Origin of the sequence: Bradyrhizobium sp. Ec3.3 (genome assembly GCF_000472925.1) — a bacterium.
Lineage (GTDB): Bacteria > Pseudomonadota > Alphaproteobacteria > Rhizobiales > Xanthobacteraceae > Bradyrhizobium.
The window spans coordinates 82961-106194 of the sequence record NZ_AXAS01000034.1 but is presented as its reverse complement, the minus strand read 5'-3'; the positions used below and the strand labels follow the sequence as shown (position 1 = coordinate 106194).

General features: G+C 59.5%; 24 protein-coding genes and 1 pseudogene. 7 read left to right on the top strand and 18 right to left on the bottom strand.

What is annotated here, in order from left to right:
- Window positions 1-483 precede the first annotated feature (483 nt).
- The 5 genes and pseudogenes from YUU_RS52030 (at window position 484) to YUU_RS0128660 (ending at window position 6403) form a co-directional block, all read left to right on the top strand.
- A pseudogene (locus YUU_RS52030) lies at window positions 484-1343 on the top strand (YqaJ viral recombinase family protein).
- Window positions 1327-2505, top strand: coding sequence for an ERF family protein (locus YUU_RS0128685; protein WP_027525470.1), 1179 nt, complete (start codon window positions 1327-1329; stop codon window positions 2503-2505). The pseudogene YUU_RS52030 and the gene YUU_RS0128685 overlap by 17 nt, the downstream one beginning before the upstream one ends.
- On the top strand, window positions 2502-3065 hold the full coding sequence (locus YUU_RS0128680; RefSeq protein ID WP_027525469.1) for a hypothetical protein: 564 nt from the start codon (window positions 2502-2504) through the stop codon (window positions 3063-3065). Before YUU_RS0128685 ends, YUU_RS0128680 begins: the two co-directional genes overlap by 4 nt.
- A gap of 313 nt (window positions 3066-3378) precedes the next feature.
- Window positions 3379-3723, top strand: a complete 345-nt coding sequence (locus YUU_RS0128675; RefSeq protein ID WP_245288115.1) for a hypothetical protein — start codon at window positions 3379-3381, stop codon at window positions 3721-3723.
- A 1490-nt stretch (window positions 3724-5213) separates the two neighbouring features.
- Window positions 5214-6403, top strand: a protein-coding gene (locus YUU_RS0128660; RefSeq protein WP_156944557.1) for an IS3 family transposase whose coding sequence is annotated in 2 segments (ribosomal slippage) — window positions 5214-5463 and window positions 5463-6403 — 1191 coding nt in all. Because the reading frame shifts where the segments join, the coding sequence is not laid out codon by codon here.
- A 261-nt stretch (window positions 6404-6664) separates the two neighbouring features.
- Here YUU_RS0128660 and YUU_RS0128655 read toward each other — a convergent pair.
- The 3 genes from YUU_RS0128655 to YUU_RS56740 all read right to left on the bottom strand — a co-directional run bounded on the left by YUU_RS0128655 (window position 6665) and on the right by YUU_RS56740 (window position 7565).
- Window positions 6665-6904: a hypothetical protein gene (locus YUU_RS0128655; protein WP_027525465.1), complete on the bottom strand. Its 240-nt coding sequence runs from the start codon at window positions 6902-6904 to the stop codon at window positions 6665-6667.
- Window positions 6905-6978: 74 nt separating this feature from the next.
- Window positions 6979-7368, bottom strand: coding sequence for a hypothetical protein (locus tag YUU_RS0128650; protein WP_027525464.1), 390 nt, complete (start codon window positions 7366-7368; stop codon window positions 6979-6981).
- Window positions 7369-7430: 62 nt separating this feature from the next.
- Window positions 7431-7565, bottom strand: coding sequence for a helix-turn-helix domain-containing protein (locus YUU_RS56740; protein WP_198031842.1), 135 nt, complete (start codon window positions 7563-7565; stop codon window positions 7431-7433).
- 312 nt (window positions 7566-7877) lie between these two features.
- On the opposite strand from YUU_RS56740, the gene YUU_RS0128645 reads away from it, so the two are divergent.
- Window positions 7878-8333: a pilus assembly protein N-terminal domain-containing protein gene (locus tag YUU_RS0128645; RefSeq protein WP_198031841.1), complete on the top strand. Its 456-nt coding sequence runs from the start codon at window positions 7878-7880 to the stop codon at window positions 8331-8333.
- A 118-nt stretch (window positions 8334-8451) separates the two neighbouring features.
- On the opposite strand, the gene YUU_RS0128640 is transcribed toward YUU_RS0128645, so the two are convergent.
- The 4 genes from YUU_RS0128640 to YUU_RS0128625 form a co-directional block, all read right to left on the bottom strand.
- The gene (locus YUU_RS0128640) at window positions 8452-8970 is read right to left on the bottom strand and encodes a hypothetical protein (RefSeq protein ID WP_027525462.1); all 519 of its coding nucleotides are present in this window, start codon (window positions 8968-8970) and stop codon (window positions 8452-8454) included.
- Between the two features lie 130 nt (window positions 8971-9100).
- Complete coding sequence (locus tag YUU_RS52025) at window positions 9101-9562, bottom strand: tetratricopeptide repeat protein (protein ID WP_245288114.1); 462 nt, start codon at window positions 9560-9562, stop codon at window positions 9101-9103.
- Between the two features lie 268 nt (window positions 9563-9830).
- The gene (locus YUU_RS0128630; protein ID WP_027525460.1) at window positions 9831-10226 is read right to left on the bottom strand and encodes a hypothetical protein; all 396 of its coding nucleotides are present in this window, start codon (window positions 10224-10226) and stop codon (window positions 9831-9833) included.
- A 12-nt stretch (window positions 10227-10238) separates the two neighbouring features.
- Window positions 10239-11894, bottom strand: coding sequence for a type II and III secretion system protein family protein (locus YUU_RS0128625; protein WP_027525459.1), 1656 nt, complete (start codon window positions 11892-11894; stop codon window positions 10239-10241).
- A 624-nt stretch (window positions 11895-12518) separates the two neighbouring features.
- Between YUU_RS0128625 and YUU_RS0128620 the strand changes: the two genes are divergently transcribed.
- Window positions 12519-13679, top strand: a complete 1161-nt coding sequence (locus tag YUU_RS0128620; RefSeq protein ID WP_051389926.1) for an acyltransferase — start codon at window positions 12519-12521, stop codon at window positions 13677-13679.
- A 20-nt stretch (window positions 13680-13699) separates the two neighbouring features.
- Here the strand turns inward: YUU_RS0128620 and YUU_RS0128615 are convergent, their stop codons facing one another.
- The 11 genes from YUU_RS0128615 to YUU_RS0128560 form a co-directional block, all read right to left on the bottom strand.
- On the bottom strand, window positions 13700-14122 hold the full coding sequence (locus YUU_RS0128615) for a TadE/TadG family type IV pilus assembly protein (RefSeq protein WP_245288112.1): 423 nt from the start codon (window positions 14120-14122) through the stop codon (window positions 13700-13702).
- Entirely contained in the window at window positions 14122-15522 is a 1401-nt protein-coding gene (locus YUU_RS52020; RefSeq protein WP_035663567.1) for a pilus assembly protein TadG-related protein, read from the bottom strand. The genes YUU_RS0128615 and YUU_RS52020 overlap by 1 nt, the downstream gene beginning before the upstream one ends.
- Window positions 15523-15532: 10 nt before the next feature.
- Window positions 15533-16021, bottom strand: a complete 489-nt coding sequence (locus YUU_RS0128600; protein WP_027525455.1) for a hypothetical protein — start codon at window positions 16019-16021, stop codon at window positions 15533-15535.
- Between the two features lie 5 nt (window positions 16022-16026).
- Window positions 16027-16932: a type II secretion system F family protein gene (locus YUU_RS0128595; RefSeq protein WP_027525454.1), complete on the bottom strand. Its 906-nt coding sequence runs from the start codon at window positions 16930-16932 to the stop codon at window positions 16027-16029.
- The gene (locus YUU_RS0128590; RefSeq protein WP_027525453.1) at window positions 16929-17861 is read right to left on the bottom strand and encodes a type II secretion system F family protein; all 933 of its coding nucleotides are present in this window, start codon (window positions 17859-17861) and stop codon (window positions 16929-16931) included. The genes YUU_RS0128595 and YUU_RS0128590 overlap by 4 nt, the downstream gene beginning before the upstream one ends.
- Window positions 17858-19303: a CpaF family protein gene (locus YUU_RS0128585; protein ID WP_027525452.1), complete on the bottom strand. Its 1446-nt coding sequence runs from the start codon at window positions 19301-19303 to the stop codon at window positions 17858-17860. Before YUU_RS0128585 ends, YUU_RS0128590 begins: the two co-directional genes overlap by 4 nt.
- Window positions 19300-20505 carry a P-loop NTPase gene (locus tag YUU_RS0128580; protein ID WP_027525451.1) on the bottom strand — a complete coding sequence of 402 codons (1206 nt, stop codon included), beginning with the start codon at window positions 20503-20505 and terminating at the stop codon, window positions 19300-19302. Before YUU_RS0128580 ends, YUU_RS0128585 begins: the two co-directional genes overlap by 4 nt.
- Window positions 20505-21458: a Flp pilus assembly protein CpaB gene (gene cpaB, locus YUU_RS0128575; protein ID WP_027525450.1), complete on the bottom strand. Its 954-nt coding sequence runs from the start codon at window positions 21456-21458 to the stop codon at window positions 20505-20507. The genes YUU_RS0128580 and cpaB overlap by 1 nt, the downstream gene beginning before the upstream one ends.
- A 2-nt stretch (window positions 21459-21460) precedes the next feature.
- Window positions 21461-21967, bottom strand: a complete 507-nt coding sequence (locus YUU_RS0128570; protein WP_027525449.1) for a prepilin peptidase — start codon at window positions 21965-21967, stop codon at window positions 21461-21463.
- A 170-nt stretch (window positions 21968-22137) separates the two neighbouring features.
- A complete protein-coding gene (locus YUU_RS0128565) occupies window positions 22138-22341 on the bottom strand; it encodes a hypothetical protein (RefSeq protein ID WP_027525448.1) in 204 nt (67 codons plus the stop codon).
- Window positions 22342-22418: 77 nt separating this feature from the next.
- The gene (locus YUU_RS0128560) at window positions 22419-22613 is read right to left on the bottom strand and encodes a hypothetical protein (RefSeq protein ID WP_027525447.1); all 195 of its coding nucleotides are present in this window, start codon (window positions 22611-22613) and stop codon (window positions 22419-22421) included.
- Window positions 22614-23234: the final 621 nt, after the last annotated feature.

Here is a 23234-nt window from a genome sequence, read left to right as displayed (position 1 = left end):
AGGTCGCGTTTGGCACGTGCGACGGCAGCTGCCGCTTCCGATCCGATCTCATGCCCGAGGCCGGAGCCAATAGCGTACATCAGGGGCGCTAGCTCCAGGTCATCCCGCGTGCCGCGGCCCGCGAGCCCGTGACGCAAGGCGTTTCGGCTTGACGTTGTTTTTCCAGCCGCCGTTTTCGGGCCGGTGCTGCGCTTGGCGTTGCGGCGATTGGCTTCGATTTGTCGGTGTGATGCCATGTCGGTGCGTCCTCGGTTGCGCTCATTCCAACACTAAAAAAGCTCCCTCCAAGCCCCGGAAATATCAAGATTTTTTAGGCCAAAAGAACAACGATCTTGCTGCAGAAAGGACTGGCATTTTCACGCAAAAGGAGCGTTACTGATTGGGCCGGGCGTGGACCGATGGCCCCGGTATCTCACCCCGCGGGAACGGGGGTTTTGGCGGTGCGGCGGCAAGCCGCGAGTGCCAAGCCCGAAGGAGATACCGGTGACCACGATCGCTGCCAATGGCGCCGAGGCGCCCCATCCCGTCGTCAACTTCAACCCGCACGACCGCCGGGCCTTTATCGGCGGCTCAGATGCACGCATCATCATGGGCGATGACCAGGACGATCTCATTCGCCTGTGGCGCGAAAAGCGCGGCGAGATCGCGCCGCAAGATCTTACGCGCAATCTGATCGTTCAGCTCGGGACCGTCACGGAGGAACTCAACCGGAGCTGGTATCAGCACGCCTCCGGCCAGACCATCAAGGACGTTCAAAAGCGTCTTCGCCATCCCGTGCATGGCTGGATGGCGGCAACGCTCGACGGCGTCGTCGCAGCGACCGGGGCGCTGTTCGAAGCCAAGTTCATGCTGCCTTGGGGCTTCACCGAGGAGGCCGCCGCCGAAAAACACATGGCGCAGCTGCAGCACAACATGTGGGTGATCGCCGCCCGCTCGGCGGTGCTCTCGGTGATTACCGGCGGCGGCAAATGGGTCGAGACACCGTCCACGCCGACCCCCTCTACCAGCACCTCTTGCTGACCGCGGAAAAGAAGTTTTGGCGCTGCGTGCAGAGCGGCGAGCCGCCGCTGCTGTTCGGCATCGAGGCGCCGCGGCCGCGCCTGGCCGCCGTCAAGGTCATCGACATGACCGCGTCCAATCTGTGGGCCGAGTGTGCGGCGACCTACCTGCGTACCCGAGAGGCCTATGGCGACCATGAGCAGGCCAAGGCAGAGCTCAAGAAGCTGATGCCCGAGGATGCCAAGGAGGCCTTTGGCCACGGCCTTCGCGCCAAGCGCTCCAAAGCCGGCGCGGTCAGCTTTGATCCGGTTGAGATGGAGAGCGTCCATGCACCAGGCCAGTGAGCACATCGGTGCGATTGCGGCGGCGCTGGCCCGCGCGCAGGCCGAACTGACCAACCCGGAAAAGACCCTGACAGCTCAGATCCGTTCGCCGTTCCTGCGCGATGACGAAACCTTCCGCTACGCCTCGCTGGCGAGCGGCCTCGACATCGTGCGCAAGACCCTAAGCCAGCAGGAGATCGCCACCATCCAGACCACCCGGATCGAGGCGGCCACCGGACAGATCCACCTCACCACCCTGCTCGCCCATTCCTCAGGCGAGTGGATCTCCTCGGACTGGCCGGTGTGCGCGACCAGAGATGTCGAGGCGCCGCACCGGATGGGGGCGGCGCTGACCTATGCGCGGCGCTATGCCCTGTTCGCCCTGGTCGGGATTGCCGGTGAGGACGATCTGGATGCCCCGGATGCGCTGGCAGCCGTGCCGGAGGCCGGCGCGCAGGGATCTCTTGGCGCCAAAGCCAAGCCCGCCAAGGGCGTTCTCCACCGCGCGCCGGTGCTGGGGCCGCCGCAGTCCGCTGAGCTGCGGGAGCAGCTCTTGAGCCAACTCGCAGCCCTGTCCGCCGGCAACGACCTGCTCACCTGGGCCAAGGCCAGCATTCCGCTCAAAAATACCCTGCTGGAGGCCGACGCCCGGATGGTCGAAGCCGCCTACCGGGCCAAGCTCGAGACCGCCGCCGGACCCGCAGCCGGCAGGGTTGAACCACTTCCCGTCTCCGATGGCGAGCAAAACCCGTCCCTAGCATCGCTCCAAGCCGCCGACGCGGGCGCCGAGGCGGCGCTACAGCCAGCGGCGCCCGAGACAGGGCTCGCCCATCCCAAGGATCTGCCCCGTAAGCGCAGCAAGGCGCACCTGTTGTTCGTCCGCGACCAACATTGCCTGGTCTGCCGGCGAACTCCGTGCGATGCGCACCACCTCGGGTTCGCCCAGCCGCGCGCCCTGGGCCTGAAGGTCAGCGACGAGTTCACCGTGCCGCTGTGCCGCGCCCATCATCAGGAGCTGCACCGGCATGGCAATGAGCGGGCGTGGTGGGCGAACCTGCAGATCGCGCCGCTGCCAGTGGCACAGGAGCTATGGGCGGCGAGCCCGGTCCACGGTCCATCCAACGCGTCCGTCGGCACCGCGGCCCTTGCCGCCAACCTGGGGTCGGAGGCCTCGCCACCATGAACGGCCCCTTCCAAACCGCGCAGCAGCTGACCGCGACCGCGCTGCCGGCAGAGTTTGAGGTGTTGGCACCGCCGCCACTGCTGCTCCCGGGCGAAAAGCTTGAGCACTACCAAGTGCTGCAGCAGGCAATCTTCGCCGACCTCGCGCCCCGATCAGCCATTGAGTGGCTGCTCGCGATCGATGTCGCTGAACTCTCCTGGGAGATCCAGCGCTACCGCGTGTTGCGACACAAGGCTCTCGAAATCCATCGCCAAAAGGCCATCGAAGCTGCGCTTCGCAGCATCGACATGATCGGGACCGCCCCGGGGTTCGAAGATGAGGCCGAGTACTACACGCTGCAAAACGCCGTGAGCTGGCGGATTGATGCGGTGGCTGCAACCGAGATCGACGCGCGTCTTGCTCGCTATGGCTTCGATCAACACGCCATCAACACCGAAGTCTACGTGCAGGCCCGCGAGATCTTCGCCCTGTTCGAGGGCCTGATGAATGCCGCGCAAACCAAACGATTGCTGCTGCTCAGGGAGATCACGAACCATCGCTTCCTTGGCGCGTCAAAGTAGACTGGATCGACGTTATGTTTGGTGATGTGTGGCTCGAACCTGAGACCGGGTCGTATTGTCGATCTGCCTAGCGTCAACGGTGGGGCGAAAGGTCGAGGATCCGCTTCAAAAGCTTCGAACGTCGTGAGATTCCCTAGCGGCGGCGCGACCATGCTCGCCGCGATCGGCATGAGGCAGTCCCTCAGCCGATACTAGCCTAATCCCGAGCGGTGGCGACGTAAGAATCGACCCAAGGTTTATCGGTTGGTCCGGTGATCATTGGACGTGCTTGACCCTTTACAGCCATAGTGTTTTCGATCGTTTGGGACAGCGATTGAAAGGCCAGAAAGGGATTGCTCTCATGAGTCCCGCTCCGTCCATCGTGCCGCAGGGTCCGGAGGACCATGACGTCTATCTGGTGCTAGAGGACTTTGGCGGCGGGCTGGGCCGCGCTTGGTCTGAGACCGATGAAGAGGACGCCAATCTCGACACCCTGATCAACCATCTGCTGGACGGAGAATATATTCGCCCGATGCGCATTGTGGCCTTCAATACCGCAGAGGGATGGTCGCGCGATGTAACCGCGGAGATCGCCGACGAGCTGCGCCGTCGCTTCGTTGAACTCGAGGAGGTAGCTCCTTCGCTGCTGGAATTCGTGGAGAGAGCAGCAAAACGTTGATGCAAATCGCCCCTCGCCGGTTGGCCTGCCAGATGCTGTGACGTACTCCGCGCCAGCGAATTCGTTGGCGGAGAACATCTTTTCCGGGAGAGACGATGTCAGAGGCCGCGGCGAGCCCTCTCGTTCGCGAACGAATTGACCGCGCCGTAGCCTGGTTATTCCTTCAAGCACGTGAAGCGCTGCAGTGAGATAACTGACTTGCCGCCATCGGATATATCTCCCCGATCGAGATGGAGCTAAAAGCCGCTTAACCCGTCCACTTTTTCGGGGGAAGATCAAGATCGACTGGTGGATCGAGCGCGGCGATCAGGGGACGCGGTTTTGCTTTGAGAACGCGGAAGCGAAACAGGCGTTCGCATCGATTTGCGATCATCTCGCGGTCGCTTGTGTCGAGGCTTAACGAAATTTCCGACCAAACCAGCGTTGAGCAGAGCCCCGGAGATACCACCGATCGAGATGAACCGTGCGCTGCATTGAAGGGCCCAGCACCGCGCGATGAGAGGTACAACACGGCTAAAGGCGGCTATCGGTCCACGGGACTGACGATGGCTCAAGCGGCAGTTGTGACCGAACCAGTCTCGCCGCTCGTTTCGGTAAAACAGGAACATTAGCAAGCAAGCTGGAGAAATTCCGTGATTTCGCGTCCGGTTGGACGGACGAGGCGTCTCGAGACGCAATCTATGAAAAAAGTGCTCAATTGCTGCGGCTGCCTAGAAGGCCTTCTAGCGGGATTTTTACGGCATCTAGATACCTTACCAAAGCTTGTCTGGATCCGGTAACACAATGCCTTTGGAGACACCTGGCCGCAGGTGTCTCGCCACCTGAGATAACGCCATCCTTGAGCAGAACTCTTCCGGCACCCTGAGCGCGCTCGGCCATAGTGCGTGACGCCCGACGGGGCTATCTTTAAGGCCCGCTCCCATCCATTCCGGAAGGCGAACTAATGCGCAAAACAATCATCATAGTTGCAATGGCAATTGGATTCGCTGCGCCATCCTACGCACAAGACCAGATCATAATTGGCACCGCGCAACGCCAGATGCCCAGCGCCGGCACCTCCGAGCAACGGAGGCTGTCCATCCAGCAAGACCGTCCAAGTCGAGTGCCGAATAGTTGGTGGAGCAATGACGCCCGACGGCGCCAGCCGCCGACAAGCGCATGGGACAATAATGGTTATCAATCGCCCAAGAGCACGTGGAATGACTATCAACCGCCGAAGAGCGCGTGGAGCAACAATGGCTATCAACCGCCTGCGAGCTCGTCCACGAGCTGGTGGAACAGTAACGGCTATCAACCGCCGAAGAGCGCGTGGAGTAGCCAGTGAACTCGAGGCGACAAGCGAAGCGGCCTCAGGATTAATCTCCCTGGGGCCGCTCAGCATTTCAGTTCCTCGCTCCCCCGGCTGCATGGCCTGTTCTTGCGCCGCTGACCTTGCCCCACGGGCTTAATCCAGTTTGAAGTTCGCTCTGGCCTACGCCGAGGACCAGAGCATGAAGCGCAGCCGCTTTACGGAAGAACAGATCATCGGGATTTTGAAGGAGCACGAGGCCGGCGTTCCGGTTGCCGATCTGTGCCGTAAGCATGGTGTGAGCGACGCCAGCATCTACAAATGGAAGGCAAAATTCGGCGGGATGGAAGTCTCGGAGGCCAAGCGGCTGAAGACGCTGGAGGATGAGAACAGCCGGTTGAAGCGGCTTTTGGCTGACGCCATGCTGGACAATGCGGCCTTGAAAGACCTCCTGGGAAAGAAGTGGTGACGCCCGCGGCCAAGCGGAAGGCTGTCGCGCATCTAGTGGACACCCACGGGATGAGCGAACGGCGGGCGTGTAAAGCCATCGGCTGCTGCCGCATGACTATGAGATACCGGACGACCCGGGTGGATGATGCTGGCCTTCGGCAGCGGATGAAGGCGATCGCCCAGGAGCGCCGTCGCTTCGGCTATCGGCGCCTGCATGTTCTGCTCAAGCGGGAGGGCTATCTGGTCAACCACAAGAAGCTGTTCCGGCTCTATCGGGAGGAGAAGCTTGCGGTGCGCCGCCGCGGCGGTCGCAAGCGCGCAATTGGCACCCGAGCTCCAATGACGGTGCCGATGGCGCCGAATGACCGCTGGTCGCTCGACTTCGTGTCGGATCAGCTCACCGACGGCCGCCGCTTCCGCGTCCTGACTGTGGTCGATGACTGTACCCGCGAGTGCCTGGCGCTGGTGGCTGATACCTCGCTCTCGGGCAGCCGGGTGGCACGGGAGCTGGACCGGCTTGTGATCGAGCGCGGCAAGCCGAAGATGGTGGTCAGCGACAACGGTAGCGAACTGACCAGCAACGCTATCCTGACATGGGCGGATCAGAGCCGGGTTGCATGGCACTACATCGCGCCGGGCAAGCCCATGCAGAACGCCTTCATCGAGAGCTTCAACGGTCGGCTGCGGGATGAACTGCTGAACGAGACGCTGTTCACGTCGCTGGCTCAGGCTCGCGTCGCGCTCGGATGCTGGCGTGCCGATTACAACGGCACACGACCGCACTCGCAGCTCGGATGGAAAACGCCCTCCGAGTTTGCCTTCACCTATCACCCGCGCCGGGATCTGGCGCTGCGCTATGCCGATGGCTCCGCGCCAGCTCCCGTCGCTCCCACCGCCCAACCGGGCAAATCCAATGGCCCGAGCGAACTCAGGACTGGATAAAACTGTGGGGGCAAGGTCAATTGAAAAAGGCAAAAGACATTTGAAAGGCAAAAATGCCGTTAGTCTCTGCATGATGAACTTGAATAATGACATCAATCTACGATTGACTCAGCGCAGGTAGGTCGTTGTGATGGCCGAGGAGGCGTATCCGACGCGCCAGAAACCGCTGGATATCGCTTGTGAACAGGATGCAGTGCTCGTGCATTGTCCGAACATGCGCCGAAATTGAAAAACCCGGTATTATGGCGCAAACGCCACAAGCTATTCCGGCTTTTTGCCGACAACCCACCTAACGATGGGCCATCCCACGACGAAAGAGGAAGCGATCGTCCCGACGACACTCCACACTAGGGTGCCGATGTCTTGATCGATAAAGTACGGGTGACGGTTGTAAAAGATGAGCACGAGAATGGTGCTCAGCGCGCAGCAAAGGGCAATTAGTAACCGAGAGAGTTGCCCTTCCAGATGCGCGACGCGCTCACTGAGTTTGTCATCGTTCATCGTTCATTCCCCTAAATCTCCTCCAGCGATCAGAATAATTATTGGCGGCGTTGTGGAAGGCAAATCACGCCAACTTATCGCCTCTGGAACGCCTCCTCCATCATGGCCGAGAGTGTGGACCCGGCAATAAAGATCAGCGCCAGCATCGCAATGCCCCAGATCAGCGAGCCCACGGCGAGCCAGGTCCTGGACTTCGCCATCCGCTCGGGCAATGGAAAGATCGACCCCGTCGGGAGGGTGGTTACCAAGTAAACCGCCAACGCGAGACTTGCTAATTGGGCAACGACCTTCAATGTCCACCCCGGACTTTGTCGGGCAAAACTTTGCAGAATAGAGACAACTGCCACATAGAGCAGCAAATCCAGAAACCATTTTGCGAGTTCGCGTACCTTCATTTTGAACGCCGCGATTTCTGGGGTCGGCCGAAAATAACCGGCTTGGTTCGGCTGTTGCTGGTCGGACATCGTGGCTCCCGCAGCTCTTCGCGCGCTTTCGAGACTATAGCGTGGAGCCTCCAACCAGGGGGTTAAAACCTGCAGATGGTCGAATGGCTGACGTTGAAGCTTCTAGCGATGTCAACTAGAGCCTCGCCGGCGCTACGCCTTGCAAGAGCTTCCAAGCGCTGGTGCTGCGTTAGTTTCGGCTTGCGGCCGTCACCCACGTCTTGCGCTTTGGCGCGCTCCCGTGCCTTCGCTGGTGCGGCTGCGGATCGAACTCAGCCAGGCCGCCTAATCAGACCAGCGATTTGCAGTTTGCAGAGCGAAGGCATTTTTTGCGTGTCCCGCTATCGAATGGACCTTCAGAATGGCGGCCGCCACGCCGAGCCCCAGCCATTGGGACCCTTTTCGTGATTGAATTTGTGGCCATCCCCAAGTAGCATCCTGGCATTGGAGCTTTATCGTAAATTGCCCTCAAGCAGAGGTAGAGCACAATGCGTATTTTATGTCTCAGCGCTATCAGCGCAGCCCTACTCGTGGGAAGCATCAGCACCACGAAGGCGCAGCCGCCGCAGGAGATTGTTGGGGCCGACACGATCCAGATTCAGACCGGGCAGACGCGGACCTTTATGTTCCAGCAGGCTGTGAACAGGTTTTCGCTCTCGGCCGACGGCATTGTGGAAGTCAGACCTGAAACCGATCGCACCTTCACCATACGTGCGATAAGCCCCGGCCAGGTCTTGATGACGGCCTATGCCCCAGGCGGCCAAGTCGTCCACCGCTCCAATGTTTCTGTGGCGGACGCCGGTCACCTGGTCAAAATCTATGGCTTTGGAGGGGATACGAAGGACTATATCGGCCTTATTTGCACTGAGGCCGGTTGCGGTCGCGCCGACCCGGATATCGCGCCGAAGCCTTCCCCGACATCGACATCGGAAGCGCAGAACAAGGGTGACAATACCAGCGTCACAACGGTGAGGGAGGACAGGTGAGGAGGACTGCGGCGCGGGTGGGGAGCAGACTGCGATAGTCGGCGCGCGGAGATGATATTCAAACCCGGCGACGGTAGCGCGACCGTTTAACGCCTCTGCTCAGGCTCGGCCAAAATTATCAAGCTCGTGTTGTCCCGAGCCAATTTACCAGGGCTCTAATTTCCTGTCCTACGGCGCGGAAATAGAGGAGGTGCGTGACCGCAAAGGACAGCACGCAAGTCCCTAGAATAGTCCCCAATACGTACAGGCCAGCACCAGATGGGACCGCGATGGGCACAAGCGAGGCCTGCTTCGCGGTGGGGACGCCAGCCTGCCAGGAGAAGACCAAAAAGCCTGCATATGCCGCGCTCAAGTGGGTTGCCACCGTGAACGGGAGCCGGGACTTGGCAACGAGCCCAAGGCAGGCAAGCAGGAAGATCGGAAGGGCGAGCCCGAACAACTGAACCCCATCCATCGCGACGAAGTAGCTCAACGTAGCGTGGCTTCGCTGAAAGATGCCGAAGATCCTGAGATTGATGAACCAAAGAAGTTCGGAGCGGGGGGCGTATTCAAGTGCCCTTGCAGACAATTCGGCGCACAGCGTGGCGGCAAAAAGCGCAGACGGTCCCACAAATTGCAGCTTGAAGAGACGATTCATGTGACGACACGCCATGGGTCAGACAACGTCCCGCGTAGCTTGCGCCAGCAACGTTTAGGATATGTTAAAGTTCCCCGGCCCAAGGGGGGCGTCTGGCCATCGTAAAATATGAATTAAATCCGTGTCCGGGCTAGTTTGCCGATGGCTGGTTGTTCGGCGGCCTTTCAATGAACCGCCGGCTGCCATTGAGAAGCTCCAGGTTGTTGGCGATGACCGGGTTGCCGGGATCGAGCGAATAGGCCTGCTCGAACTTCCGCCGCGCTGCACTCAGATTGCCGCGCAGCATGTACGAATATCCTTGATCGTTCAGGATTTGAACGGTTACGCCCCCAAGACGGATCGCCTGGGCATACGCCTGGTCGGCGAGGTCGAAACGGCGAATCTTGTCATAACTCGCTGCCAATCCAATCCATGCCGTCACGTCCTTCGGCGATTTTTCGACGGCGTCCTTGAAATAGCGCTGGGCGAGCCCGTAACTGCCGCGGTTGTAATGCTCGAGCCCCAGCCGTACCGGCTCGTCCGAGGGGTAATATTTGACGTCGGTCGGCTCCTGCACGGGGTCGCCGCCCGGCGGGTCCACGGGGGCCACCATGGCGGCCTCCCTCACGGTGTAGTCGCACGCCGCAAGGACGGTCCCTAACCAGCAACAGGTCAGCATTAGAATTAGACGCCGCATAAATCTTGTCCCCCGCCCGGCTCCAGCGGACTCAATGGAATATCATCGCTGAAACTCTACCATGAACAGGCCGCTGACTTGTTGCCACCCAGCAGCAGGTCAGCGCCAGAAACAGAAGTCCCATTTCGCCACCCCTGCAGCCCCCGCCCTTAATGCTCGTTCGCTTTGAGGCTTGCATCGGTCTTTACCTACCCGCTGCACCGCCGGTCGGCACCGCAACTGCAGGCGCTCCTGCCCCCGATCCGCTGATGTTGATATTCTGGTTGCTCGGTGGCGGTTGGCCCATGGCGTCTCCCCCAAGGCCGATGTTGGGCAGTTGATCCACCGGCCGCGTCGTGGTGGTGTAGCGGTTCACTGCGGCGCTTGTACGTCGCCCGTCGTAGGCGAGCCTGCGGTCGCCGACATAGCGCGGCCACGGATGGATCGTGTGGGTGACGGCATTGACCTGTTTGGCATCGCCAGCGCTCATGGTGATGGTGTCGGAGCGCTGGACGTAGCGGTCCATCTCGTCATGACCGGCGAGGCCATAACATCCCCCGAGCAGGAGGGGTGCGAACAGAGCCAGATACCTGATGGTCATCTCCCGCTTCCTCTAGTTGAGGGTTTTCACGACCGGCTGGTTTGCAGCGGCCGCCGGGGCCACAACGGGCGCCCTGACTTCAGGAGCGATGATGTGGCCATAAGGGCCCTTCACGTCGCCGCCGGAATTGACGTAGTCGTCGTAACGCTTGCGGACTTCCATCTGGCCGTTGAGGAAGAAATCGACGTCGTTGGCCGGCAGGCGGGAGTCGAGCGGCGATGCCAGTTGCTGACCAGGTGCCGCCGGCGCGACGAGACGCGGCGTCACAATAATGACCAGATCCGTTTCCTCCTGCTGATACGACTTGCTGCTGAACAAGGTTCCAAGCACCGGCACCGAGCCAATCCAGGGCAATTGCGAAACGTCCTGCCGGTTGCGGGTCTGCAGCAGGCCAGCAATGGCAAAGCTCTGACCGTCGCGCAACTCGACCGTTGTGCGCGCGTCGCGGCGGGTCAACGCTGGAACCGTCGTCCCCTGGATCGTTACCGCATTGGAGAAATCGAGCTCACTGACCGACGGTTCAACCCGAAGATTGATTACGCCGCGCGATAGAACGGTGGGCACGAAGGCCAGCTCAACACCGAACTTTTTGTAGTCGATGGTCACGGTCGGAAAGCCGTTCGTTGTCGTGTTGGGGATCGGCACCGGGAATTCACCGCCGGCGAGGAAGCGGGCCGCATCGCCGGACAGCGTAGTCAAATTCGGCTCCGCTAGTCGACGCGCCAATCCTTTGGTTTCCAGCGCCGAGATCAACAAGTCCACCGAGCCGCCATTGCTGGTTCGGATGATGCTGGTCAACAGGCTTCCGAACGGGGTGGGAGCTATACCGCCCGCCGAACCAATGAGCGTCCCCGCAGTTCCGAGGAGCGGAAGGCTTCCGGTCGGGGGAGAACCGACAGCGCCCCCGCCAGCACCGAGGGGACCGTTGGTGGTATTGATACCGCCAATCGGTGATCGGCCCGCCGCAATGACGCCGCCTAGTCCCGAATTCGCAACGTTGGTACCATTGGCGTTCGCGGCATAGAGTTTTACGCCGAGGTCACGGCCCGCTTCCCGGCTGACCTCAAGGAAGCGCACCTCGAGCATCACCTGCTGCGGGGCCGCGACACTCATGGCGTTGACGACGACGACGCCCCCTTTGGGAACGCTGCCGGTGGCAATCGACATGGCCCGCTCGGCGGCGACGGCATCTGGCGCCGTTCCACTCAGCACAACCTGGCCCTCGGAGGAGGAGACCCGAATGCCCTGGGCGCCGGTGCTGGCTCGGATGTTCTGCTGCAGATTGCCGGTATCGAGCACGACCTCGACGTCGAGGATCCCGATCTGCTTCATCGACGAGTCGAACAGGATGACGTTGGTGGTGCCGGTCTGCTTGCCCTGTACGTAGATTAGGTGATCGCTCAGCGACTTCACGTCGACGATGTCAGGCGATCCCGCGATAATGGTCGCGAACGGGCTATCGACCCTGAAGGTGCGTGACTTGTTGACCACCACCCTGACGCGCTGGACGTCATTCATCTCGCTGACGAACACGCCGCTGGAGCTCCCCCGGTCTGCAGCCTCCGCGCGGTCCGCGAACCCGGACAAAGCGAGCGCCGCGCCAAGAGCCATCACGCCGAAGGCGAGAGGCCTCCCTACCTTATTACCCGAAACGCAACCGCCACCCATTCGAGTTCCCCCCGCTGCGATCCACGCCTATCCCGCAGATCTACGCACTCGATGTCCCTTAAGAGTTCCCTCCGCGCACCACGTCGCAGAGTTTACAATCTGTCTCACTACAAATCGTTACTTCGTATTTCCAACATCATCATCCCTCATGCCGTCTGCTTGCAAGAAGAGACACTTACTGCAGTGCGGCAGCGGCATAGAAAACTTTGCGATGTTGCCGGTGAGCACCACTTCTTTAAGCTTGGCTGGTACCATTCTGCAGTGGAACCGCAAAGGAGTTCCCGCCGTTGCTCCGCCGTTCGGGCAAGTTCCCTATCGATTCTCGGGAAGCCAGGGAACCTGCTTCGGCCGCTTACGACCATCGGGGGACACTGATTCCCGCTAGAGCGGAATTTTGGTGGACGCATTCGGCCGATTGAGTGCTGATCGGCATCATGGTGAAGCCCGCTTGAGAGGCCGTCACAGTCACCGCAGCGGCTCCCGCAGTGGTGCTGACCGTCGGCGCGGCTCGATCGCTCGCGACCGATAAGCTGACGGCCCGATCAACCGCCGCGGGTCTTAAAGGACCCCCGCCGCCCCCACGCTCGCGCCAAACCGACGCTCGGTTGTTCGGTGGTGATAGTGATGATACCTATTCCGACACGCGCAAGGGACGGCAGATTGGAAACGCACCAGATTGGGCAGGGCACCCCTGTACCGCGGCCGGAGCTGAGGGCGCTAACAGGGCTTCGCGGAGTGGCAGCGACGACCGTTGCCTTAGCGCACTTCCGGCCACTGTTGCCCTACGACGCTCACCTCTTCTTCTTATGGCAGAATGCTGCGGTTGATCTGTTCTTTTGCCTCAGCGGCTTCACGCTCTCGTACGTTTACAGCCGAGAAAATTTTCAGTTCTCAAATTACCTGATGGCTCGCGTTGCCAGGATTTACCCTTTGTACGTCGTGACACTCATCATTGCCGGAGCATTCTACATCTGGCCGCTGGTGATTGATCCGGTAACCTATCCCACCAGAACAGCCTTCTCCGATTTTGTGTTACAGGCGATGATGCTGAACTGCTGGCCGGTGGTAGGTTCCTGTGTGCATTGGAATCCTCCGGCGTGGTCCATCTCTGTCGAATGGTTTTGCTACGTCCTGCTGTTTCCCTTGCTACTGCTTCAAAATGCGCCGCGCTCGACGCCGATCAAGCTGCTCTGCCTCATCGTGTTGTCGGCTGTTTCTTTCCGCCTGTTCATGGACTATTACGACGAGCGCCTGACAAACCCGGAGCTCTATGTCGCGAAGAGCCAGTGGAGCTATTGGCTAAACCTGCTCCGTGGCGTTTTCGGCTTCACGGCCGGATGGATCGTCTTCGCGAGTTTTGAGAAGCGCGACGGGCTATATGCGGTCTGCACGAGGTTCTCCACCCCGCTCTGGCTAGGCTTCGTTGCCATTCTCGTCCTGTGGTACTGCGGCCGCATCCACTCGCAGGCGCTTGTATTCCTCTTTCCATTCGTGGTGCTCGCGGCGACAGAACCAGCTTCAGCTACATCGCGCCTGCTTGGATCGAGGCCGTTACACTTTCTCGGCGTCATTTCCTACTCGATCTACATGACACACATCATCGTGTTTGCCCTGTTCATCCTTGCGTTCAAATCCAGGCCTGACACTTGGCCGATATCCATTTACGTTCTGCTGCTGGGGACAACGTTTCTCATTTCAACCGGTACCTATTTCGCGATCGAGATGCCGGCGCGCAACGCGATACGGGGCCTCCAGCACATGCGCCTCGCCCGGGTCATCCAGTAAGTCCGGGCGCTCGAACTGCACTAGAACGGAACCTGGGTGGACGCGCTCGGCCCATTGAACGCTGTGCCCCAGATCACCGGCGTCAGCATTGTGAAGCCCGGTTGAGAGGCCGTAACGGTAAGTGCAGAGACTCCCGACGATATGCTCAGTGTAGGCGTAAGACCGCCGGCGTAGAGGAAGGGGGCGGCATTCTGCATCTGCGCCGCAGAAAGGTAAGTACCGGTACAACTCGAGGGTGACGTACCAGGTGTCAAACCAGTCACCGCCGGAGAGTAGCATTGGATTATCATTGCCCGGGCGCCTGCACTCGCGAGCTTGCGCAGCGACTGCATGGTGATCGCATATCGACCGAGATCGAAGATGGCGAACATCAACAGGAACCACGGCAGGGCGACGAGGGAAAATTCCAGCGCCGCGGTCCCGCGCTGATCAAGCCTTCTCATCAATGCACCAAAATGACAACCTGGGTGAAAGGAACGGTATTTGGTAGGCAGTTCTGCGTGCTCATATACGCACCACCGCTCATGGTCACACTGTTGGCGATCACCTCTGAACAGTTCGTATTGGTATTGGCGGTCGTTCCGCTCCACGTGACATCGACGTTCGGGAGGTACATCGCGCCGCCCAGGGCAACCGTACCGCTGCCGTTGATCGTGACTGCATTGTTGCTCTTGTGTGGTGCCTGATCGTCAATCAAAACGCCATTCAGAGCGGACGATGTCGTGTTGGTCTTTGGGGCGGAGAGGCTAACCGTCCCGCCCGTGATGGAAATGCTCGAATCTCCCAACAGTACGAGGGTTACGCCCAAACCTGTGGTAGCCCAGCTTGTGCAGGTGGTGCAGGTGACGGCTCCTCCATTGATCTTTATCGCTGCGTTATAGAAAAAGTATGTTCCTGGTGCAAAATCTACCCAATCACCGGTCGTCACCGTCAGGTTTCCATACGCCCCAGTGCTGTTCGGGGCCGTCGAATAGCACTTATTTGTGCCAGTGGGCGGCGGTGGCGAAGTTGGACACGTTATCGATGTGGCTGGTTTGTCATTGCCAGTCCTACTGTTGAACGATGCAGTATCCAGGACCTGGAGCGGATTCGTCGCGGGCGGCATAGAATAGTTGTATGGCACGCCAGGATCGCAGTTGCCCGAGTTGACACAGCCATTTGCAGCACCAATGGCCCAACCCGAACCAGTGAAACTCGGAGTGCTGGCATACTTGACGGTGTCGTCCGACATCATCTCGCAACCATTTCCGGTAACGCTGAGACTGCCGGCGAGTGTAAGCGCTGAGCTGTTTGACGGCGACCGTGCAAGGGCCAGCGTACATACGTCTTTCGGCTTCCCGACCCGTGCAACGGCCGTAGCGCTAATATTGACAGTAGACAAACCAACTAGTGCCGCCAGATATCCTGGCTGTTGCTGGCCAACAATGGCACGAACGTCACTGCCGCTCGCCGAGCCAGTCCAAGTGTTGGCAGCAACGTCATAGGTACCTCGATCGATTTGCACACTCCGTGACGTATTTTTCGCAAGCGAGCTGGGACACGTGGAGCCTGGATAGGACAAGTCGCCGGAGTTGCAAAAACTATTCTGCGCGGCAAATTCTTTCCCACGAGAGACATAGTCCTGTGCTGGATTTGGCTCACAAAGGCTGCTGCCGGAGTTTTTGCACGCCAGCCAAAAGGCACCCGAAAGGGCTGCGGCATCAGCGGCATTCTGGGCGTGCTGCCTGGTGACGTACCACGATCCCGCCTCGCCTCCGAGTGCAACCACTCCGATCAGCGGCACGAGTGCCATGACGGTTCCGAATGCGACTGAACCTCGACGGCAAAGGAGCACGTTACGCATGGGAATAATCCTATTGAAACCGTTCCGAGTAAGACAGGGTGAACGTACAAGGATTGGCATTGGCACTCGTACACAACACCGATCTCAGCACCAGGGGCGTCATGGTGACGGTCGTCGTGTACGAATAATACTTGGGCGATGCTGTGTTGCTCGAGGAGCAGACAGCGTTGCTGTCGCCGCAAATGAGCTGAATACTGGGGATGGGGTAGCTGGGATCGGCCTTGGCGCGCGCGCTTGTCGACCAACTTGACACGCTCGAGGCGTCCGCGATGTTAGGTGGCGGCGCGTATTGGATCAATTGACCGAAGCCGCGCAACGCTTCCCACGCTGATATATACCTGAAGCCAGCGATAGCAACGTCGGCCAGCGGCAGAAACAGGCTGAACATCAGGAGACCGTAGACGAAAACCATCTCGAAGGAGACGGCGCCGCGTCGATCCGCGATGAATGCATCTGTACGGCTCTTGAGCCTCTGTCGCCAGGCGCGAACCGTGGTCATGACCGTTATCTCAAGTGCTCGAACGTACGAATGAGGTGCAAAAACGGGCTTGCGCCGAGAATGATGAACATGGATGGAAGCAGGAACAACACCATCGGGACCGTCAGCTTGGCACCCAACTTGTGGGCCCTTTCTTCCAGCTTGGTAATACGTTCACGCCGGAGGTCGGCAGCAATGGTGCGCAGAGCCTGGCTCAACGGCGTTCCGTATTGCAGGCTCTGGCTGATCATGGTGCCGAAGCGGCGAAGCCCCTCCGAGGTCGCTGCCAATTTCTCGAACGCGTCGCTGCGATTTGGCAACATCCGGAGATCATCAAGAAGACCGTTCAAGACCCGGGCCATGGCAGGATTGGTCTTGCTCATTTCGTGCGCCACGCGCTGCAACCCGCTCTCCAGGCCCATTCCGGCTTCACTGCACACGACCAACAAATCGATGGTATCCGGCGTGCCGAGCCGAATGGCCGCATCAAAACGCCGTCTGAACACCGACAGAATCAATCGCGGCCCCATAATTCCGATCACCACGCCACAAAGCGTGAAGACCAGCACATCGGTCGGCGGCCTGCCCGAAAGCTGCGCAATCAAGAAGGCGTTGACCGGGAAGAAGAACATGCTGACGATCTTGACACCGAGCCAGATCGGCAAGCTTCGGTGATGATTGAAACCTGATGTTTGAAGGATCGCTCGCAGCTGCTCGAGATTTTCATCGGCGTAAAAACGCCGAAACCGCATGCCGATGGATGAAAGCAAACCAGCCATGTCCTGGGAGCGTGTCGACCCCGCCGGAACGCCCATCACAGCGTTTGACACCCGCATCTCCAATGCACGAACGTGTACTTCTCGGATGATCAACAGGGCGACCGCAGTCGCGGCCGCTATAGCGAGGGCGACGAAGCCGAGACCGGAAGTCATAGCGTTGTCTCCCTTCTGATCAGCCAACGTATCACGAAGTGCCCGCTAATCACCGAGCCGACCGCGTAAGCCAGCAGCATGTTTCCAGTCGGATCATAAAACAGGAGATCGACTGACCGCGGACTGATCAAGTACAGGAGTCCGCCTACAATGAGGGGCATGCACGAAAGTGCACGAGAGGAAAAGATCACCTCCGCCGCCAGAGCCTTCGCGCGAGCAGCCAGCGCAACACGCTGACTCACGGTCTCTCCCAGGGTCTGCAAGGTTTCGGCCAAGCTGCCACCCGACTTCAACTGGACCGCAAGTGTCACCGCGAAAATCCCGTACTCCGCCACTTGCGTTCGCTGATAGATACCTTCTACAGCCTCCTCCGGAGGTCTCCCCACACTCAATTCACTGCATACGATCGCAAACTGCCCGGCTGTTGGCTGCGGCATCTCTCGGGCGATGGTGCGAAATGCTTCGTTCACGGGCAACCCCGATCGAACGGTACTCGTCACCAGTTGAATCGTATCAGGGAGCTGTCGAAAAAGTTGAGTGGCGAACCGACGTTGCTGCCATCCGAACAGACCTCGCACCACCATGATGGCGACAATTGCAGCCGCGATCGACACGTAGAGGGTGGAAAATTCCAACAGCTGATTAGCAAAAAAGATCGCTTGTGCCGCGAAGAGCCCGGCGAAGAGCGTATAGGCCGGGTGCCAAGCATAGACGACCTCAGGCCTGTAGTTGGAAAGGCTGTGGAGCAACTGCCAGCTGGACCCGGTCTCTAAGCGACGAATGGAGGGCAGGCTAGAGGCCGAGGAAGCTCGTAGAGCTGTCGTCAGCTGACGATCCATGCGTTTTTCGCGTCCGTCGAGCCACAAGGTCGTGGCTCCTGCGCACATCAGGAGCACCAAATTAATGACGATCCAATACGTCGGTATCATATCTGCCTCATGGCCTCGGCCCAGGCTCGATCAAGCCCATAATAGACAAGGCGGCTCTTGAATTTCGGGATTGCGTGGGTGGACTTGTAGGTGCCCGTTATCCGCCCGTGCACATCCTCCTCTTGGTACTCGAACGCCGCGATGTCATTGGTGGTGATCACTTCGCCTTCCAGGCCGATCACCTCGCTGATCTGGACGATGCGGCGTTGTCCATCCCGCATGCGTTCGACCTGCACGATGATGTCCAACGCAGCAACGATCTGAGCTCGAATCGCCCGCGACGGCAGATTGACCTGTCCCATCTGCACCATGTTTTCGATGCGGGTCAGGGCGTCCCGGGTGCTATTCGCGTGCACCGTGGAGATCGAGCCATCATGTCCGGTGTTCATGGCTTGCAGCATGTCGAATGCTTCAGCGCTGCGCACCTCGCCTACGACGATCCGATCAGGACGCATGCGCAGGGCATTCACCAGCAGATCGCGTTGGGTCACCTGCCCCGTGCCTTCGAGGCTGGGAGGCCGGGTCTCCAGGCTGATCACGTGCGGCTGCTGAAGCTGCAGCTCTGCCGCATCCTCGATGGTGACAATGCGTTCGCTGTGATCAATGAATTGGCTCATGGCGTTGAGCAGCGTGGTCTTACCGGAACCAGTACCGCCGGAGACCAGAACATTGAGCCGGGATCGGGCGGCAATCTCCAGCAATTGTCCCATGGCCGCGTTCATTGAGCCGTTCTCAATCATCCCGGCGATATTCAAACGGCGGCTTGGAAATTTTCGGATGGAAATGCAGGGGCTATGAATCGCCAGCGGCGGCAGGATGATGTTGACCCGGCTGCCGTCTGGCAAGCGGCAATCCACCATCGGACTGGATTCGTCAACGCGCCGTCCAACTTGCGAGGCAATTTTCTGTGCGACAGCTGCAATGTGATCTTTGTCGCGGAATCGTACAGCAATCCGTTCCAGTTTGCCGTATCGCTCGATGTAGATATTACTCGGTCCGTTGACCATGATATCGTTGATCGATTGATCCAGCAGGAGCGGACGAAGCGGGCCGTAGCCCGTCATGTCGTCGGCAATCTCGTCCGCCAGCTGAAGCTGCTCGCGACCCGATAGTTCGAGCCGTTCCTGGTTGGCGATCCCGTGGATGATTTCCTCGATCTGCCGCCGAAGAACGTCGCGCGAGACGGTCGCCGCCACCGATGGCTCAATCTGCTCGATGACCCGTTCACGCAGCGAGGCCGACATCTCGGGATGATGGATCGCAGGTTCGTCGCGGCTCGGCGTGGATACGGGCACGTTTGGCGGAGATGCAGGCGCGCCTGGCGCGGATGCAGTCACGCTTGGTGTCGACGTATGCAAGCTTGTCGCGGATTCAGGCAGCCCTGGCGTCAATGGACGCAAAGGAGCCGACTGGTCGTCTTCGCGCCTACCAAATTTTTTCATAGCCGGAGCAGCCTCCTCAGCCGACTTTTCCGCTCGGCGCCGACACCGCTGATTTCTCGTACAATCGGAGCGAGGTGACGTCGCAATTTCCTGACGTGCTCGAGAGCTGGAATTCCCAGATTGACCGCTTCAGTCATCCCCTTCCCGAGTTCGGGAATCACCATGTCTGGTTCTGCGCCCAACGCTTTGACAATCGCGGCCCAGTGAAGGCCGCCTGGACGACCGGCACGGTTGAGCAAGGTAAAGACCCGGTCTTGACCGGCGATGTTGGTGACGGCAGCGCGGAGTGCATGGGCGTTACGAAGTCCAGTCACCTCGGCCTCCAGCAGCACCAAGGCGTGACGAGAAAGATTGATCACGGGATGAATTGATGGCGGAAACGGGACTGGTACATCGACAACGATATAGTTGAACCGTTGACGGAGCAGACCCAGCACGTGTCGCACGCCCGCTTCCGTGATGTCGAGCTGCGCATCCAGGTCCTCATCGGCAGAAATCAGGCAAACCCGCTCGTTGACCTCAATGGCCGCGCGCTCGAGGAACAACGTATCCGCCCGCATCGGGTTTTCCAGAGCGATCCGCAGCCCGGGCCCAACCTGAACCCCCAGCATCACGGCAGCTTCGCCGCCTTGCAAATGAAGGTCGAGCAACGCGACCTTGGCCTTGGTGGTCTCGGCCAGTTGCAGCGCCAGATTGATCGCGATGCTGGTCGCTCCTGCGCCTCCTTGCGCACCGCAGATCGAGATCACATGCCCGCCACGATCGGTTTGACCGGGCGCCGCGTCGCCGAGCAGCTTCGGGCGCAGCTGGTCCAGCACCATCTCCCGCGTGATCGGCCTCGGAAGGTACTCGGTCAGGCCGAGTTCCATCAGATCGCGGTAGAAGGTGATCTCCCGGTTGTCACCGATAAGGGCCACCCGCACGTCCGGTGGGCAGACGCTGGCCAACCTTTCCAGTTCGGTAAAGGGATCATCAACTCCACTGATGTCCGTCACCAACGCAAATAGCTCGGTGTCGGTTTCGAGCATCCGTATGGCGTTGCGGATCGTGCCACGCCGGATCGATAAATTGCTACCCTCGAGACCCTTGCGCAGCGCTGCGGCACTGAGATCGTCATCGACGAAACAGACGATCCGGTTGCGCGTGACAACAGATGTAGCTTCAGATGAAGCTTCAGCAGGACTGAGTACGGCCATATTCATCAGCGTTTCTCCGGCACTTTGTAGCTCAACGCCGTTGCAGTCGTGCGGACGGTCTCCGACGAACCATCGCAGCTGACCGCAGCGTCGCCCTCTTCTGAAACTTGTTTCCTGACCGTGTATTGCCTGACCTCACTACCCGAATGAACCGACACCGCTGTTCTTTGGCCGGCAAGCGCATTCTGGCGGGCAAGTTCGGGAGACACATCGCAGCTGGACATCGCGCCCGTGTCCGCCTTGTCCCACTGATCGACTGCTGCCCGTACGGCGAAGGAAAGCGTTCCGAGCTGTTTTGCAACTGTGACTTTCTTGACCTGCTCTGGCGTCAGCTCCAACGACACAGTTTGCGGTAGCCTGCCTGCCGAGGCGCTGATGGGTCGCCCGCCTTGCGCAATCTCCTGATCGATCGCAATGATTCGAACGTTGCGTAGAACGGTTTCGCTCAGGGCGCGACGCGCGGGGTCTGCCTTCTCGAACACCTGGGTCAACACGACATCCACATGATCACCCGGCCGGATCAGGCCCGAGACGCCGGATTCCTCGTCAACCTTGACGCTGATGGCACGGCTATCCGGCGCGAGGACGCTGGCGAGGAAACCCCTATCCTTCGGGCGCAAGATGTCTTGCAATGTGATGGGACTACCAGCATCGACGAACTTGCGAACCAGAGAACCGGGAAGTCCGAGCTTAGAGTCCGGCGTTTCAAGGATCGCCCCGGCTGGTACATGTTCCGGCGCAGCCGAGCGTACTGTGAAATCTTCTTCTCGGGCCAACGTACCCTTCGATAACGGACGTGCCGCAACAAAATACCCGACCGTGGTCGCAGGCGCCGGCCCCTTCTCCGTAATCTCTACCGGGATCTGTTTCGGCAGGTTCATGTTGTAGGCAATAAGTCCGAACGCCGTGGCTGCGAGCAACAGCACCATCATGATCGAGAGACGCAAAGCGGCTGACATGTTCAAAATCCTCGAGTGAAAATGGTCCAGATACCGCCGGACGCTATGGCAACCCCGTAAGGTAGCGGTGCGTGTCGCAAATGGCGCCAACGCTCCACCGCGTAGACGCGCCGTGCGAGCGACGATCCGGCGGGCGCTAATTTGGGATATGGCAGGTTGCGCATCATCAGATGCACCAGGGCAAGACCGCCGCCGGCCAGCGCAGTTATGGTCAGCAACTGGATCACGCCCGTCAGCGGAAGACCGATCGCCAAGGCAACCAACAACTTGACATCGCCACCGCCAATCCATCCCCGTGTGCAGGCGACGAACAGCGGCAGGAAGAGGATCGTGGCGGCGATCACCGATTGGGCAACTTGCATCGGGCTGGCCAATTGCCCCGCGATCCCGAGGAGCGCCAGCGCCAGACAGATCTCATTGCTGATCAATCGCGTCGCGATATCGATCGTTGCGACATAGAGCAACAACAGGATTTCGAGAATGGAGGCTATGGGAACAATCCAACTCATCGAATACGGGCCTCAACACCCAAGACATCAAATACATTGCCTCAGAAATGGCTGTGGAACACCACGCCGTCCTTGTTTATGTGCGGACGCTTCAACGCGTCGGTGCATGTCTATAAAAAAGTGGGGGGCACCGAATAATGAATACCCCCCTGATCTGGAACGTCCTGGGATCAGGTAGGAAGCTTGGCGACGATCGAGCCGATCGCGGTACTAAGCGCCTGCCCCATAATCCCACTACCAGTGGGACCGAACGCAAAAAGCACTGCGGCGACGACACAAGCCGCAACGATCACGTACTCAAACGATACCACGCCGTCCTGGTCCACGCGTAAACGCTTCAATGCTTCTCTGGTCTGAAGATAATACTGCAACATCGGGGAAATCCTTCTTTACGCGATTAATCCCGCGATAGACGAACCCGGGACCTGGTTACTGTGCCGTCCCGCAGGGGTTAAGTCGGAAGCTTGCCGACGATCGAGGCGATCGACTTACTCAATGCCGTCCCCATAACCCCGCTACCAGTAGGACCGAACGCAAAAAGCACCGCGGCGACGACGCAAGCCGCAACGATCACGTACTCGAATGACACCACGCCGTTCTGGTCCTCGCGCACACGCTTCAACTGTTCAAAATAGTACTTCAACATCGGAGAAATCCCTTCTTACGTGATTGATCTACACATCCGCGGCAGACGAAGCGGGTGCCGACGGGGTACTTTCGATCTTAGCTTTTGAGAATCAGGCAGCGATGGCTCATTCGAGCTACTCCGAGAGAGAAAGGACAGGCTCAGCGAGACACGCTGACGGCGGTTGGGAAGGCTGTGCATTGCCTGATCACACGCGGGCCAATTGCTTGCTCAAGCCACTTCTGAGAGCTTCAATTTCCTGAAGTGAGACTCTCGGATCGAACAATAACATTCGCACTATCAATAAGTTGCCGGGTTGTCGTCGCTTGCTGGCGCGAGCGGTCGTTGCGCGTTTCACAACCCGCCCGGTACGCCGGAAAATTGCCTGCTTGACAGCTTGCGATGAAGACGTTGTTGCCATCGCATGCTGCATCTGATCTGGCTTACCCGTATTCTTGCGGGGCGCCACAGTAAGGTTAACGAACGATTAGTAAGCCGCGCGACCGCCGCGGCGACTTCGCATCCGGCGTAGACCGCGGGGTCGGTTGGTTGGTGACCAGCGCCTAAGCAACTCCGGATTGTGTTTGTGAACTTCGATGAGCTCGATCAGGCGTTCAATTCCGAAGTCGCGAGATACCGTCT

Bases quoted from the DNA above. Each gene is read 5' to 3' on its own strand.
- YUU_RS0128560 (WP_027525447.1), bottom strand. From the start codon at position 22,613: ATGTTGAAGTACTATTTTGAACAGTTGAAGCGTGTGCGCGAGGACCAG.
- YUU_RS52020 (WP_035663567.1), bottom strand. From the start codon at position 15,522: ATGCGTAACGTGCTCCTTTGCCGTCGAGGTTCAGTCGCATTCGGAACC.
- YUU_RS0128680 (WP_027525469.1), top strand. From the start codon at position 2,502: ATGAACGGCCCCTTCCAAACCGCGCAGCAGCTGACCGCGACCGCGCTG.
- YUU_RS0128630 (WP_027525460.1), bottom strand. From the start codon at position 10,226: ATGACCATCAGGTATCTGGCTCTGTTCGCACCCCTCCTGCTCGGGGGA.
- YUU_RS0128655 (WP_027525465.1), bottom strand. From the start codon at position 6,904: ATGAACGATGACAAACTCAGTGAGCGCGTCGCGCATCTGGAAGGGCAA.
- YUU_RS0128580 (WP_027525451.1), bottom strand. From the start codon at position 20,505: ATGAATATGGCCGTACTCAGTCCTGCTGAAGCTTCATCTGAAGCTACA.
- YUU_RS0128685 (WP_027525470.1), top strand. From the start codon at position 1,327: ATGCACCAGGCCAGTGAGCACATCGGTGCGATTGCGGCGGCGCTGGCC.
- YUU_RS0128615 (WP_245288112.1), bottom strand. From the start codon at position 14,122: ATGAGAAGGCTTGATCAGCGCGGGACCGCGGCGCTGGAATTTTCCCTC.
- YUU_RS0128570 (WP_027525449.1), bottom strand. From the start codon at position 21,967: ATGAGTTGGATTGTTCCCATAGCCTCCATTCTCGAAATCCTGTTGTTG.
- cpaB (WP_027525450.1), bottom strand. From the start codon at position 21,458: ATGTCAGCCGCTTTGCGTCTCTCGATCATGATGGTGCTGTTGCTCGCA.
- YUU_RS0128590 (WP_027525453.1), bottom strand. From the start codon at position 17,861: ATGATACCGACGTATTGGATCGTCATTAATTTGGTGCTCCTGATGTGC.
- YUU_RS0128585 (WP_027525452.1), bottom strand. From the start codon at position 19,303: ATGAAAAAATTTGGTAGGCGCGAAGACGACCAGTCGGCTCCTTTGCGT.
- YUU_RS0128650 (WP_027525464.1), bottom strand. From the start codon at position 7,368: ATGTCCGACCAGCAACAGCCGAACCAAGCCGGTTATTTTCGGCCGACC.
- YUU_RS0128595 (WP_027525454.1), bottom strand. From the start codon at position 16,932: ATGACTTCCGGTCTCGGCTTCGTCGCCCTCGCTATAGCGGCCGCGACT.
- YUU_RS0128640 (WP_027525462.1), bottom strand. From the start codon at position 8,970: ATGAATCGTCTCTTCAAGCTGCAATTTGTGGGACCGTCTGCGCTTTTT.
- YUU_RS0128625 (WP_027525459.1), bottom strand. From the start codon at position 11,894: ATGGGTGGCGGTTGCGTTTCGGGTAATAAGGTAGGGAGGCCTCTCGCC.
- YUU_RS0128565 (WP_027525448.1), bottom strand. From the start codon at position 22,341: ATGTTGCAGTATTATCTTCAGACCAGAGAAGCATTGAAGCGTTTACGC.
- YUU_RS0128600 (WP_027525455.1), bottom strand. From the start codon at position 16,021: ATGACCACGGTTCGCGCCTGGCGACAGAGGCTCAAGAGCCGTACAGAT.
- YUU_RS52025 (WP_245288114.1), bottom strand. From the start codon at position 9,562: ATGGTGGCCCCCGTGGACCCGCCGGGCGGCGACCCCGTGCAGGAGCCG.
- YUU_RS0128620 (WP_051389926.1), top strand. From the start codon at position 12,519: ATGATACCTATTCCGACACGCGCAAGGGACGGCAGATTGGAAACGCAC.